The sequence below is a fragment of the Kitasatospora sp. NPDC051702 genome (assembly GCF_040681575.1).
Lineage (GTDB): Bacteria > Actinomycetota > Actinomycetes > Streptomycetales > Streptomycetaceae > Kitasatospora.
In genome coordinates this window covers 24,679-38,882 of record NZ_JBFAZB010000037.1, presented here as the reverse complement: position 1 = coordinate 38,882, position 14,204 = coordinate 24,679, and the positions used below count along the sequence as shown (strand labels likewise).

General features: G+C 73.6%; 11 protein-coding genes. 7 read left to right on the top strand and 4 right to left on the bottom strand.

The features are described from left to right. The first annotated feature begins 19 nt into the window (after positions 1-19). Both AB0N04_RS26850 and AB0N04_RS26845 read left to right on the top strand, forming a co-directional pair. Positions 20-349, top strand: a complete 330-nt coding sequence (locus tag AB0N04_RS26850) for a DUF485 domain-containing protein (protein ID WP_360212263.1) — start codon at positions 20-22, stop codon at positions 347-349. Next, entirely contained in the window at positions 346-2,049 is a 1,704-nt protein-coding gene (locus AB0N04_RS26845) for a cation acetate symporter (RefSeq protein ID WP_360212261.1), read from the top strand. Before AB0N04_RS26850 ends, AB0N04_RS26845 begins: the two co-directional genes overlap by 4 nt. A 123-nt stretch (positions 2,050-2,172) precedes the next feature. Here the strand turns inward: AB0N04_RS26845 and AB0N04_RS26840 are convergent, their stop codons facing one another. Beyond that, positions 2,173-2,859: a response regulator gene (locus AB0N04_RS26840; protein ID WP_360212259.1), complete on the bottom strand. Its 687-nt coding sequence runs from the start codon at positions 2,857-2,859 to the stop codon at positions 2,173-2,175. Beyond that, positions 2,859-4,454: a sensor histidine kinase gene (locus AB0N04_RS26835; RefSeq protein WP_360212257.1), complete on the bottom strand. Its 1,596-nt coding sequence runs from the start codon at positions 4,452-4,454 to the stop codon at positions 2,859-2,861. The genes AB0N04_RS26840 and AB0N04_RS26835 overlap by 1 nt, the downstream gene beginning before the upstream one ends. A 298-nt stretch (positions 4,455-4,752) precedes the next feature. On the opposite strand from AB0N04_RS26835, the gene AB0N04_RS26830 reads away from it, so the two are divergent. Genes AB0N04_RS26830 through AB0N04_RS26820 form a run of 3 tightly spaced genes read left to right on the top strand, consistent with a single transcriptional unit; the run spans position 4,753 to position 7,515 of the window. Then, a complete protein-coding gene (locus tag AB0N04_RS26830; RefSeq protein ID WP_360212255.1) occupies positions 4,753-5,562 on the top strand; it encodes an ABC transporter ATP-binding protein in 810 nt (269 codons plus the stop codon). Beyond that, a complete protein-coding gene (locus AB0N04_RS26825) occupies positions 5,552-6,418 on the top strand; it encodes an ABC transporter permease (protein WP_360212253.1) in 867 nt (288 codons plus the stop codon). The genes AB0N04_RS26830 and AB0N04_RS26825 overlap by 11 nt, the downstream gene beginning before the upstream one ends. 32 nt (positions 6,419-6,450) lie before the next feature. After that, positions 6,451-7,515, top strand: coding sequence for an ABC transporter substrate-binding protein (locus tag AB0N04_RS26820; RefSeq protein ID WP_360212252.1), 1,065 nt, complete (start codon positions 6,451-6,453; stop codon positions 7,513-7,515). A 223-nt stretch (positions 7,516-7,738) separates the two neighbouring features. On the opposite strand, the gene AB0N04_RS26815 is transcribed toward AB0N04_RS26820, so the two are convergent. After that, positions 7,739-8,641: a sucrase ferredoxin gene (locus AB0N04_RS26815; RefSeq protein ID WP_360212250.1), complete on the bottom strand. Its 903-nt coding sequence runs from the start codon at positions 8,639-8,641 to the stop codon at positions 7,739-7,741. A 120-nt stretch (positions 8,642-8,761) separates the two neighbouring features. Then, the gene (locus AB0N04_RS26810; protein WP_360212248.1) at positions 8,762-11,212 is read right to left on the bottom strand and encodes a DNA topoisomerase IV subunit A; all 2,451 of its coding nucleotides are present in this window, start codon (positions 11,210-11,212) and stop codon (positions 8,762-8,764) included. A 248-nt stretch (positions 11,213-11,460) separates the two neighbouring features. On the opposite strand from AB0N04_RS26810, the gene AB0N04_RS26805 reads away from it, so the two are divergent. Continuing rightward, positions 11,461-12,819, top strand: a complete 1,359-nt coding sequence (locus AB0N04_RS26805) for a pitrilysin family protein (protein WP_360212246.1) — start codon at positions 11,461-11,463, stop codon at positions 12,817-12,819. Between the two features lie 20 nt (positions 12,820-12,839). Further along, positions 12,840-14,204: a pitrilysin family protein gene (locus tag AB0N04_RS26800; RefSeq protein ID WP_360212337.1), complete on the top strand. Its 1,365-nt coding sequence runs from the start codon at positions 12,840-12,842 to the stop codon at positions 14,202-14,204.

Below are 14,204 nucleotides of genomic sequence, written 5' to 3'. Positions count from 1 at the left end.
GCCGCAGCCCTCCCGCGCCGTGGCCACCACCACCGACAGCACCGAGGTGTACCGGGCCGTCCAGCGCAGCGCCGCCTTCCAGGACATCCGCCGCAGCCACCGGGGCTTCGTCTTCCCGGTCAGCGGCGCCTTCCTCTCCTGGTACCTGATGTACGTCGCCGCCCAGGCCGCCGCTCCCGGCGTGATGCGCAGCCAGGTGGCCGGCCCGGTCAACGTGGCCTGGCTGCTCGGCCTGCTGCAGTTCGCCACCACCTTCGTGCTCACCTGGCTCTACGCCCGCAACGCCCGGACCAAGCGCGACCGCGCCGCCCTGGGCCTGCGCTGGGACACCCAGGACCAGCTGCGATGACGACCGCCACCCCGCCCCCCGTCGCCCCCACCGGCGACCACCACGACCTCGCCATCGCGCTGTTCGCGGTCATCGTCCTGGTCACCCTGGCGATCACCCTCTGGGTCGGCCGCAAGGGCGGCGCCGCCGAGGACTTCTACGCCGGCGGCCGCGACTTCACCCCGCTGCAGAACGGCTTCGCGCTCTCCGGCGACTACCTCTCCGCGGCCTCCTTCCTCGGCGTCGCCGGACTGATCGCGCTGTACGGCTACGACGGCGTGCTCTACAGCATCGGCTTCCTGGTCGCCTGGCTGGTGGTGCTGATGCTGGTCGCCGAACTCGTCCGCAACGCCGGCCGGTACACCCTCGCCGACGTGCTCGCACTGCGGCTGCGCCGCCGCAAGGTGCGGGCCGCGGCCGGCGGCGCCAGCGTCGTCGTCACCCTGCTCTACCTGGTCGCCCAGATGGTCGGCGCGGGCTCGCTGGTCGCCCTGCTGCTCGGCACCAGCAGCCCGCACGCCCGGACCTGGACCATCGTCGCCGTCGGCGCCCTGATGATCGTCTACGTCACGGTCGGCGGGATGCGGGCCACCACCTGGATCCAGATCGTCAAGGCCGTCCTGCTGATCGCCGGCTCGGTGCTGCTCACCGTGCTGCTGATGGTCCGCTTCCACGGCGACGTGGGCGAGCTGATGCGCCAGGCCGCCCAGCACAGCGGGGCCGGGCACCGCTACCTCGAACCCGGTCTCAAGTACGGTGCCACCTTCACCAGCCGGCTCGACTTCTTCAGCCTGGGACTCGCCCTGGTGCTCGGCACCGCCGGGCTGCCGCACATCCTGTCCCGCTTCTACACCGTGCCCACCGCACGGGCCGCCCGCCGCTCCACGATGTGGGCGATCGGCCTGGTCGGCGGCTTCTACCTGATGGCCATCGCCCTGGGCCTGGGTGCGACCGCGCTGGTGGGCTCGGCCGAGGTCCGGCACGCCAACTCGGCCGGGAACACCGCCGTCCCGCTGCTCGCCCTGGTGCTGGGCGGCGGCAACGGCAGCACCGGCGGGGTCGTGCTGTTCGCCCTGATCTCGGCGATCGCCTTCGCCACCATCCTCGCCGTGGTCGCCGGGCTCACCCTGGCCTCCTCGGCGGCCTTCGCCCACGACATCTGGGCCGGCGCCTGGCGCGGCCGCCCGCGCCGCCGGTCCCTGCTGCGGCGCGGGGCCGTGCCGGCGTCCCGGCCCGGCGCCGGGCCGGCCGGTGACGGGGCCACCGACCTGGCCACCGACCAGGAGGTCGGGGTGGCCCGGATCGCGGCCGTCGGGATCGGTGCCGCGGCCATCGCGATCAGCCTCTTCGCCCAGCAGCTGAACGTCGCCTTCCTGGTCGGCCTGGCCTTCGCGGTGGCGGCCTCCGCCAACCTGCCGGTGCTGCTCTACAGCCTGTTCTGGTCGAGGTTCACTGCCCGCGGCGCGGTCTGGTCGGTGTACGGCGGGCTCGTCCCGGCGATCGTGCTGGTGCTGTTCTCCCCGGTGGTGTCCGGCACCAAGGTGGCGCTCTTCCCCGGCGTGGACTTCCACTGGTTCCCGCTGGAGAACCCCGGCATCGTCTCCATCCCGCTCGGCTTCCTGGCCGGCTGGATCGGGACGCTCACCTCGCCCGAACCCGCCGACGCGGACCGCTTTGCCGAGCTGGAGGTGCGTGCCCTCACCGGTGCGGGCGCGGCCTGAGCGCCGCGTCCCGGGGAACCCCGGCGGGCCTGGGGCCGCCGGGGTTCCCCCCTGTCCGCCGCCGGGCGGCCGGCGTCGTTCACCGCCGGACGGTCGGGTCCGTTCACCGGTGGCAGGGCCCGTTCACCGTCGGGCGGCCAGGCCGTAGCGGTGCTCGGGCCGGCCGGTGTCGCCGTAGCGCAGGGTGAGCCGCAGCCGGGCGTCCCGCTCCAGCTGCTTGAGGTAGCGCTGCGCGGTCGAGCGGCTCAGCCCGGTGGCCTCCGCGACCTCCTGCGCCGACAGCGGCCGGCCCGCCTGCCGCAGCACCCCCAGCACCAGGTCGGTGGTGGGCGCCGAATGGCCCTTCGGCAACGGGCCGGCCGGGGAGGCCGCGCTGCGCAGGGTCGCGAACAGCCGGTCCACCTCGTCCTGGCCCGCCTCCCGGGCCGGCGCGGCCAGCGCGTGCCGCAGCTGCGCGTACGCGACCAGCTTGTCCCGCAGGCCGGCGAAGGTGAACGGCTTGACCAGGTACTGCAGGGCGCCGTGCTGCATCGCGGCGTGCACCGTGGACACGTCCCGGGCGGCCGTCACCATCATCACGTCGCAGGCCACCTGCCGCTCCCGCAGCCGGCGCACCAGGGCCAGGCCGGTCTCGTCCGGCAGGTGGTGGTCGAGCAGCAGCAGGTCCACCGGGCGGCGTTCCAGGGCGGCCAGCGCCTCCCCGGCCGAGTGGGCGGTGCCGGTGACCCGGAAGCCCGGCACCCTGGCCACGTAGGCGGCGTGCACGTCCGCGACCCGGAAGTCGTCGTCCACCACGAGTACGTCGATCATCACGCCTCCACGAGCTGAGTGGTGAGCAGGGCCTCGGGCAGCTCGACGGTGAACCGGGCGCCGCCGAGCGGCCCCGCGTCGAGCACGATCCGGCCGCCGGTCCGTTCGACCAGCCGCCGCACCATCGCCAGGCCCAGCCCGCGCGGACGGTGCGCGGGTGCGTCCTTGCTGGTCCACCCCTCCTCGAAGACCTGCTCGCGCAGCTCCTCCGGCACCCCCGGGCCGCTGTCCGCGACCTGCAGCAGCAGCGTGGAGCCGGCCGCCGCCAGCGTCACCTCCACCCGGCCGCCCCCGCCCGGCGCCACCGCGTCCACCGCGTTGTCGATCAGGTTGCCGAGCACCGTCACCAGCGCCCGCGCGTCCACCACCGCGTCCGGCAGGTGCGCCGCCGGGGCCAGCACCAGCCGCACTCCGCGCTCGCCCGCCACCGCCGACTTGCCCGCCAGCAGCGCCGCCGCGTGCGGGTCCTGCACCTGTTCGGCGATCCGCGCGGCCACCGCCGCGTGCGAACCCGACTGCTCCGAGATGAACGCCACCGCCTGCTCGTGGCGGCCCAGCTCCAGCAGGCCCAGCAGGGTGTGCATCCGGTTGGCGTGCTCGTGGTCCTGCGCCCGCAGCGCCTCGGTCAGGCTACGGGTGGTGTCCAGCTCGCGGACCAGCGACTCCAGCTCGGTGCGGTCGCGCAGCGTCACCACCGCGCCGCGCTCGGCCGTGGTCGTCCGGTTCACCACCAGCACCCGGTCGTCCCGGACGGCCGGCAGGTCGGTGCCGGTGATCCGCCCGGCCAGCACGTCCGCCAGCCGGCCCGGCGGCAGCACCGCGTCGATCGGCCGGCCGGTGCAGTCCGCGGGCAGGCCGAGCAACCGCACCGCCTCGTCGTTCGCCAGCCGGATCCGCCCGCGCTCGTCCAGCGCCACCATGCCCTCGCGGATGCCGTGCAGCATCGCCTCCCGCTCCACCAGCAGCGCCGAGATGTCGGCCAGCGCGATGTTATGGGTGCGCCGCTTCAGCCGTCGGGCCAGCGCCAGCGTCGCGACCGTCCCGGCGGCCAGGCCGGCCCCCGCGCACAGCAGGATCCCGGTGAGCATCTTCAGCAGCCGGCGGCGGATCGAGTCGTCGCTGATGCCCACCGACACCTCGCCGACGATCCGGCCGTCCGCGACCCGCAGCGGCACCTTGCCGCGGGCGGTGCGGCCCAGGGTGCCCTGCTGGATCGCGGTGACGCTGCGCCCGCTGAGCGCCGGCTCCGGGTCGGTGCTGACCCGCTGGCCGATCCGGTCCGGGTCGGTGTGCGAGAGCCGGATGCCCTCCAGGTCGGTGACCACCACGAAGCTGGCGCCGGTGGCCAGCCGGATCTGTTCGGCGTTGCGCTGCGCGGTCGCCGAGTCCCGGGCGTCGGCGGCCCGTGCGATCACCTCGTGGGTGGCGGTGGCCTGGGCGATCGACAGCGCCCGCTGCATCGCGTCGTGGTCCAGCTCGCTGCTGACCGGGGCCAGGAACAGCCCGGCGGTCACCGCGGTGACACCGACGGTGACGACGGTCTGGCTCAGCAGCAGTTGTGCGAAGACCCGGCGGGGCCAGTGGGGCAGCTTCATCCGGGCCTCCTCTCGGCGGCGGGGCAGCGGGTCGGTGCGTCGGCGGGTCGTTCGGCAGGGCGGATCGGGCGGGTCGGCGGCGGGGCAGCGGGTCGGCCGGGGCGGTCCGGCCGGGTGGGGGGTTGGGACACCCTATGTTTCCGGCCTGTTTCTGTCAGCCGCGTCCCCGCAGTTGTAGCGCAAGCAAAACGAGCAGAACACCCCTCAATGCGGAGAAACCGCAGTACGCCGAGAAGCCTCCCGCCGGGGCCGGGCCCGCTCCTACCGTCCTGGGGCAAGCACAGACCCGGGAGGAAACATGAGCAACACCCCGGCGATCGAGCTGACCGGCGCGACGAAACGGTTCCGCACCCCTTCCGGGGCCCTGCACACCGCCGTCCACGATCTCGATCTGACCGTCGCCCAGGGCGAGTTCGTCGCCGTCGTCGGGCCCACCGGCTGCGGGAAGTCCACCACGCTGACCCTGGTCAGCGGCCTGGAGGAGCCCACCGAGGGGGAGGTCCGGGTCCACGGCGAGCCCGTCCGCGGGATCGACCCCAAGGTGGGCTTCGTCTTCCAGCAGGACGCCGTCTTCCCCTGGCGCACCGTCCTGTCCAACGTGATGGCCGGGCCGCGCTTCCGCGGGGTGCCCGCCGCCGAGGCCAGGGAACGGGCCCGGGACTGGCTCGGCCGGGTCGGCCTCGCCGCCTTCGAGGACCGCTACCCGCACCAGCTGTCCGGCGGCATGCGCAAGCGCGTGGCGCTCGCCCAGACCTTCGTCAACGACCCGGCCATCCTGCTGATGGACGAGCCGTTCTCCGCCCTCGACGTGCAGACCCGCGCCCTGATGTCCGACCAGCTGCTGGAGCTGTGGGCCGGGACGGGCTCCTCCGTCGTCTTCGTCACCCACGACCTGGACGAGGCGATCGCGCTCGCCGACCGGGTCGTCGTCATGACCGCCGGACCGGCCACCGTCAAGGAGGTCTTCACCGTCGACCTGCCGCGGCCGCGCACCGTCGAGGCGGTCCGGCTGGAGCCGAGGTTCGTCGAGCTGTACCGCGAGATCTGGGCCTCGCTCGGCGAAGAGGTGCGCATCACCAGGGAGAGAGGAGCGGGTCGTGCCGCTTGAGACCGCACCGGCCGCCGCCACCGCCCCGGCCGTCACCACCAGGACCGAGGCCCGCGAACGGGCCGCCCGCAACCGCAGACTCACCGTGTACGGCGCCCGCATCGCGGTCCTCGTCGCCTTCCTCGGTCTCTGGGAGCTGTGCGCCCGCACCGACGTCATCGACCCCTTCAACTTCTCGCAGCCGTCGAGGATCTGGGACCAGATCTGGCAGTGGGTCACCCACGGCACCGCGCAGGGCTCGCTCGGCGAGCAGATCGGCTACACCCTCTACGAGGCCCTCACCGGCTGGGTGATCGGCGTGACCGGCGGCGTGCTGCTCGGCATCGCGCTCGGCCGGATCCGCTTCCTGGCCGACGTGTTCGGGCCCTACATCAAGGTGCTCAACGCCATCCCGCGCATCGTGCTCGCCCCGATCTTCCTGATCTGGTTCGGCCTCGGCCCGGCCTCCAAGGTCGCCTCCGCCGTGGTCCTGGTGTTCTTCCCGGTGTTCTTCAACGCCTTCCAGGGCGCCCGCGAGGTGGACCGCAACCTCGTCGCCAACGCCCGCATCCTCGGCGCCGACAACCGCAGGGTCACCCTCCAGGTGGTCATCCCCGCCGCCACCACCTGGATCTTCACCAGCCTGCACGTCAGCTTCGGCTTCGCCCTCATCGGCGCCATCGTCGGCGAGTACATCGGCGCCACCAAGGGCCTCGGACTGCTCGTCGCCGCCGCCCAGGGCACCTTCAACGCGGCCGGCGTCTACGCCGCGATGACCATCCTCGCCGTCGTCGCGCTGCTCACCGAGGGCCTGCTGACCTTCGCCGAGAAGAAGCTCTTCCGCTGGAAGCCCGCCGACGCGGGCGACGGCCGCTGACCCCCTCCCACCCCAGAGAGGCACCCCCACCCATGCGCAGATCCACCGCCCTCGCCCTCGCCGCCGCGCTCCTCCTGCCGCTCACCGCCTGCGCCAACGACGCCGCCACCTCCACCCACGGCGCCGCCGCCGCACCGGCCGACCGGCAGGTCGACGGACCCAAGGTCAAGATCATGGTGGGTGGCCTCGACAAGGTCATCTACCTGCCCGCGATGCTCACCCAGCGGCTCGGCTACTTCGCCGACGCCGGCGTCAACGTCGAGCTGATGAGCGAGCCCGCCGGCGTCAACGCCACCACCGCCCTGCTCGCCGGCGACGTCCAGGGCGCCGTCGGCTTCTACGACCACACCATCGACCTGCAGGCCAAGGGCAAGATCGTCGAGTCCGTCGTGCAGTTCTCGCAGGCCCCCGGCGAGGTCGAGATCGTCTCCACGAAGCAGGCCGACGCCATCAGGTCCGGCGCCGACTTCAAGGGCCGCAAGCTCGGCGTCACCAGCATCGGCTCCTCCACGGACTTCCTCACCAAGTACCTCGCCGTCAAGAACGGCGCCGCCGTCAGCGACTTCAGCCCGATCGCCGTCGGCGCCGGCCAGACCTTCATCGCCGCGCTCCAGCAGGGCAGCATCGACGCCGGGATGACCACCGACCCGACCGTCGCCACCATCCTCGACAAGGGCCTCGGCAAGGTCCTCTACGACATGCGCACCCCCGAGGGCTCCCGCCAGGCGCTCGGCGGCCTCTACCCCTCCTCGTCGCTCTACATGAACACCGACTGGGTGGAGAAGAACAAGGGCACCACCCAGAAGCTCGCCGACGCCTTCGTCCGGACCCTGCGGTGGATGTCCGGCCACAGCCCCGAGGAGATCGCCGCGAAGATGCCCGCGGACTACGCGCAGGGCGGCGCCGAGCAGTACGCGGCCGCCATCAAGGCCACCCTGCCGATGTTCACCACCGACGGCGTCATGCCCGCCGACGGCCCGAAGACCGTCCTCGCCGTGCTCGCAGCCTTCCACCCGGACGTCAAGGGCAAGGAGGGCACCATCGACCTCGCCCGCACGTACACCACCGAGTTCGTCGGGAAGGCCGCCACCGGCTGACCCGACCGGTACGTGACGGCCCCGGGCACCCCGTGGACAGCAGGCCGGGGGCCGTCCACGCGCCACGGTCCCGCGCCCACCCCCACGGGCGCGGGGCCGCGCCGCGTCCCGGGCCGGTGCGCCCGGTGCGGCGTATCGGGCGCCCGTGGTCCGGGGCCCCGCAGTCCGGTGCTGTGTGGTCCGGGGCCGTGCCGCGGGCCCACGGACCGGCGGCAACCCCGGTTCAGAGCCCCCGGACCGACAGCACGTCCATCCGCGACGGCGACCCGGCGGCCTTGCCGCAGCTCTCCGGACGCGGCGGCTCGCTCGCCCCCTCCAGGACGTCCACCTCCCAGGCCCGGCCGTCCCCGTGCATCACCGCGACCAGCCAGCGGCCGTCGCCGTCCGGCCGCTGCACCAGCGTCAGTGCGTCCACCCTCGTCTCCCCGGTCGCCAGCCGCACCGCGTGCTCGGCCGCCTGGCCCGGACGGTCCCAGCCCGAACAGCCCCGCGACCACTCCGGCACCATGTGCCCGGCCGCCGTCGCCGCCAGCACCTCCTTGGCGGTCTCCGCCGTCAGCCGCCCGTACGCGTACCCGTACGGCAGCACCAGCATCGTGGGGGAGAAGCGGTGCCCGCCGAGGTGCGTCACCTCCCACACCTCGCTGTGCCCGGCCGCCGCCAGCTCCGCCGCCAACGGGCGGCCCAGCAGCGCGCAGCAGCGGTCCCGCCGCCCGTTGGTGCACACCAGCGCCACCGGGCCGCCGACGTGCTCCACCCCGAAACCGCCGTGGTCACCCACGCCCAGCGCCGCGAAGTCCAGCCCCAGCAGCTCCTCCGGATCCGCCACCCCGGCCCGGCGCACCCAGCCGCGACCCGGCACCGTGTGCGCCACGATCACCTCGCGGCGCGCCGTCGGCAGGCAGTCCGCGTGCCGGCCCGGCCGCCGGACCAGCGCCACCCGCACCCCGGTGCCCGCCGCGGCCGCCTCCAGCGCCCGGCCCACCCGCGGATCCAGGTGGCTCTCCCCGAGCGCCTTCGCGCCCCAGGGCCCGTTCTGCTCCACCAGCAACCAGGTGGCCGCCACCGCCGCCGTGGCGGTCAGCGGCTCCGACAGTTCACGCGACACGGTCGCACAGGTGCTCACCCGGGCAAGGCTACCCTCACCAAAACGCCGGAGGGGGCGCCCAGTCGGGCACCCCCTCCGGATCGACCGGGCCCTGCTCCGGAGAGGCCGGGCCGGCCCTGCTCCGGCGCGGCTCGGACGCTACGCCGGGCCGGCCACCACCGCGATCGCGCCCGTCACCGGCGTACCCGAACCGTCCCGGCGCGGGTCGCGCTCCGGCAGGCCCACCGGCGCCCCCTTGTCGGTGGCCGCCCGGGCCGGGGCCGCCCCCGCCCAGGCGAAGGTCAGCGCGTCCTCGCCGCGCAGGAAGCGCTGGCAGCGCACGCCGCCCGTCGCCCGGCCCTTGCGCGGGTACTGCTCGAACGGCGTCACCTTCCACGACGTCTGCTCGCCGCCGGAGAGCGTCCCCGACGCCCCCGCGACCGACACCACCACCGCGTCCGAAGCCGGATCCACCGCCGTGAACGACAGCACCCGCGCCCCGTCCGACAGCTTGATGCCCGCCATGCCGCCCGCCGGGCGGCCCTGCGGACGGACCTGCCCCGCCGGGTAGCGCAGCAACTGCGCGTCCGAGGTGATGAACACCAGGTCCTCGTCGCCGGTGCGCAGCTCGACCGCGCCCACCAGCTCGTCACCCTCCTTGAGGGCGATCACCTCGAACTCGTCCTTGTTCGCCGGCCACTCCGGCACCACCCGCTTCACCACGCCCTGCACCGTGCCCAGCGCCAGCCCGGGCGAGGACTCGTCCAGCGTGGTCAGCGCCAGCACCCGCTCCCCGGCCTCCAGCCGCAGGAACTCGCCCACCGCCGCACCGCCGGCCAGCGTCGGCGACGGAGTCGGCGGCAGCGCCGGCAGGTCGATCACCGGAAGCCGCAGCACCCGGCCCGCCGACGTGACCACGCCCACGTCCGCCCGCGCCGTCGCCGGCACCGCCGACACGATCACGTCGTGCTTCGCACGCGACTCCGACAGCTCGAACGGCTCGCCGTCCGCCGTCCGCGCCAGCAGGCCCGTCGACGACAGCAGGACCCGGCACGGATCGTCCGCCACCTCCAGCGGCACCGACAGCGCCGCCGACGGCACCGCACCGGCCTCCAGCAGCACCGTGCGCCGCTCCGTCCCGAACTGCTTGGCCACCGCGCCCAGTTCGGAGGAGACCACGCTGCGCAGCCGGGTGTCCGACTCCAGGATCTCCGTCAGCTCCGCGATCTCCGCGTTCAGCTTCGCCTTCTCCTGCTCCAGCTCCACCCGGTCGAAGCGGGTCAGCCGGCGCAGCGGGGTGTCCAGGATGTACGCCGTCTGCGTGTCCGACAGCGAGAAGCGCTCCATCAGGCGCTCCTTCGCCTGCGCCGCGTTGTCACTCGACCGGATGATCGCGATGACCTCGTCGATGTCGAGCAGCGCCACCAGCAGGCCCTCGACCAGGTGCAGCCGCTCCTCCCGCTTGCGGCGGCGGAAGTCGCTGCGCCGGCGCACCACCGTGAAGCGGTGGTCGACGTAGACCTCCAGCAGCTCCTTCAGACCCAGCGTCAGCGGCTGGCCGTCGACCAGCGCCACGTTGTTGATGCCGAAGGTCTCCTCCATCGGCGTCAGCTTGTACAGCTGCTCCAGCAGCGCCTCCGGCACGAAGCCGTTCTTCACCTCGATCACCAGCCGCAGCCCGTGCTCGCGGTCGGTCAGGTCCTTGACGTCCGCGATGCCCTGCAGCTTCTTCGCGTTGACCAGGTCCTTGATCTTCGAGATGACCTTCTCCGGGCCGACGTTGTACGGCAGCTCGGTGACCACGATGCCCTTGCGGCGGGCCGTCACCGCCTCCACCGTCGTCGTCGCCCGGATCTTGAACGTGCCGCGGCCCGACTCGTACGCGTCCCGGATCCCCGACAGGCCCACGATCCGCCCGCCCGTCGGCAGGTCCGGACCGGGCACGAACCGCATCAGCGTGTCCAGGTCCGCGTTCGGGTGCTTGATCAGGTGCCGGGCCGCGGCCACCACCTCGGACAGGTTGTGCGGCGGCATGTTCGTCGCCATGCCGACCGCGATCCCCGTCGCGCCGTTCACCAGCAGGTTCGGGAACGCCGCCGGCAGCGCCAGCGGCTCCTGCTCGCTGCCGTCGTAGTTGGGGCCGAAGTCGACGGTGTCCTCGTGGATCGACTCCACCATCGCCATCGACGCGGCCGTCAGCCGCGACTCGGTGTACCGCATCGCGGCCGGCGGGTCGTCGTTGCCCAGCGAACCGAAGTTCCCGTGCCCGTCGATCAGCGGCAACCGCATCGAGAACGGCTGCGCCATCCGGACGACCGAGTCGTAGATCGACGCGTCGCCGTGCGGGTGCAGCCGACCCATCACCTCGCCCACCAGACGGGCGCACTTCACGTGCCCGCGCTCCGGACGCAGGCCCATCTCGTTGGCCTGGTACAGGATCCGGCGGTGCACCGGCTTCAGACCGTCCCGCGCGTCGGGAAGCGCACGCGAGTAGATCACCGAGTAGGCGTACTCCAGGAAGGAGCCCTGCATCTCGTCCACGACGTCGACGTCGAGGATCCGCTCCTCGAAGTCTCCGGGCGGCGGGGTCTGCGAACTGCGGCGGGCCATCGCGGCGGGGCTCCCTTACGTCTCGCTTGCAGTGTCTCGGTCTGCTCTGTCGTCCATCCGCCGGCCCCCGTCAACAGGGCGCGGCGCCCCCATTGTGGACCCTCCCGCCGACACTCCCGGCCAGCGCCCCTCTTCCGCCCCTGGCGAACGCCCCGTCCGCGCGGACACAAACGCGCCTCCCACGCGTTGCACCACAATGGGGGACGCCACACCAACCCCGACATCGACGACGGGAAGGACCCGAGCGCATGGCCAACCCGGCCCCCGCCTCCAGCCGAGGCATCGCCATCACCGAGCACCGCCTGGCCAACGGCCTGCGGGTCGTCCTCTCCGAGGACCACCTCACCCCGGTGGCCGCGGTCTGCCTCTGGTACGACGTCGGCTCCCGGCACGAGGTCAAGGGCCGCACCGGCCTCGCCCACCTCTTCGAGCACCTGATGTTCCAGGGCTCCGCGAACGTGTCCAACAACGGCCACTTCGAGCTCGTCCAGGGAGCCGGCGGCTCGCTCAACGGCACCACCAGCTTCGAGCGCACCAACTACTTCGAGACCATGCCCGCCCACCAGCTGGAGCTCGCCCTCTGGCTGGAGGCCGACCGCATGGGCTCGCTGCTCGTCGCCCTCGACGAGACGTCCATGGAGAACCAGCGCGACGTCGTCAAGAACGAGCGCCGCCAGCGCTACGACAACGTCCCGTACGGCACCGCCTTCGAGAAGCTCACCGCGCTCTCGTTCCCCGACGGCCACCCGTACCACCACACCCCCATCGGCTCCATGGCCGACCTCGACGCCGCCACCCTCGAGGACGCCCGCGCGTTCTTCCGCACCTACTACGCGCCCAACAACGCCGTCCTCTCCGTCGTCGGCGACATCGACCCCGAGCAGACCGTCGCCTGGGTCGAGAAGTACTTCGGCAGCATCCCCGGCCACGACGGCAAGCAGCCCCCGCGCTCCGGGGAACTCCCCGCCACGATCGGCCGCGAACTGCGCGAGCCCGTCCACGAGGACGTCCCCTCCCGCGCGCTGATGGCCGCCTACCGCCTCCCGCACGACGGCACCCGCGAGGCCGACGCCGCCGACCTCGCCCTCACCATCCTCGGCAGCGGCGAGTCCAGCCGCCTCTACAACCGGCTCGTCCGCCGCGACCGCACCGCCGTCGCCGCCGGCTTCGGCCTGCTCCGCCTCGCCGGCGCCCCCAGCCTCGGCTGGCTCGACGTCAAGACCTCCGGCGACGCCACCATCGCGCAGATCGACGCCGCCGTCGACGAGGAGCTCGCCCGCTTCGCCGCCGAGGGCCCCACCGCCGCCGAACTCGAGCGCGCCCAGGCCCAGATCGAGCGCGAGTGGCTCGACCGGCTCACCACCGTCGCCGGCCGCGCCGACGAACTCTGCCGCTACGCCGTCCTGTTCGGCGACCCCAAGCTGCTCAACGACGCCCTCCCGAAGGTCCTCGACGTCACCGCCGAGGAGGTCCAGGCCGTCGCCCAGGCCCGGCTCCACCCCGACAACCGGGCCGTCCTCGTCTACGAGCCCACCACGGCCGACGACACCGACGACACCGACGACGACACCGCCACCGACGCCTCCCAGGAGGGTGCCGCCGTATGAGCACCGACCACGCCCCCGCGATGACCTTCCACCCCCAGCCCCGGCCCGGCACCCCCAGCCCGTGGGCGTTCCCCGCCCCCGAGCGCGCCTCCCTCGGCAACGGCATCACCGTGCTGCACTGCCACCGGCCCGGCCAGCAGCTCGTCGCCGTCGAGGTCCTCCTCGACGTCCCGCTCGCCGCCGAACCCGAGGGCCTCGACGGCGTCGCCGCCATCCTCGCCCGCGCCCTCAACGAGGGCACCGACACCCTCAGCGCCGAGGAGTTCGCCGCCGAGCTCGAGCGCGCCGGCGCCACCCTCGACGCCCACGCCGACCACCCCTGCATCCGGGTCTCCCTCGAGGTCCCCGCCTCCCGACTGCAGCGCGGCCTCTCCCTGCTCGCCGACGCCCTGCGCGCCCCCGCCCTCCCCGAGGACGAGATCGAGCGCCTCGTCGCCAACCGCCTCGACGAGATCGTCCACGAGCAGGCCAACCCCGCCCGGCGCGCCGCCAAGGCCCTCTACGCCGAGCTCTTCGACGCCGCCGACCGGCTCTCCCGGCCCCGCAGCGGCACCGCCGACACGGTCAAGTCCATCGACCGCGCCGCCGTCAAGGCCTTCTACGACGCCCACGTGCGCCCCGCCACCAGCACCGTCGTGGTGGTCGGCGACCTCACCGGCACCGACCTGCCCGCCCTCCTGGAGAGCACCCTCGGCACCTGGACCGGCAGCGCCGCCGAAGCCTCCGTCCACGCGCCCGTCACCGGCGACGACCACGGCCGCGTCGTCATCGTCGACCGCCCCGGCTCCGTCCAGACCCAGCTGCTGATCGGCCGCATCGGCCCCGACCGGCACGACCCCGTCTGGGCCGCCCAGATCCTCGGCACCTACTGCCTCGGCGGCACCCTCACCTCCCGCCTCGACCGCGTCCTGCGCGAGGAGAAGGGCTACACCTACGGCGTCCGCTCCTTCGCCCAGCCGCTGCGCTCCGCCGCCGACGGCAGCGGCCGCTCGCTGCTCGCCATCAGCGGATCGGTGGACACCGCCTCCACCGCCCCCGCGCTCGAGGACACCTGGAAGATCCTGCGCCTCCTCGCCGCCGAGGGCCTCACCGACGCGGAGCGCGACGAGGCCGTGCAGTTCCTGGTCGGCGTGGCGCCGCTGAAGTACGAGACCGCGGGCTCCGTCGCCGGGACGCTGGCCGACCAGGTCGAGCAGCACCTGGCCGACGACTACCAGGCCGAGGTCTACCGGCAGCTCGCCGAACTGCCCACGGCCGCCGCCACCGAGGCCGTCGTCGCCGCCTTCCCGCCGGACCGCCTCGTCACCGTCCTGGTCGGCGACGCCGCCGCCATCGCCGAGGACGTGCGGGCCCTCGGCATCGGCGAGGTCACCGTCGTCAGCTGA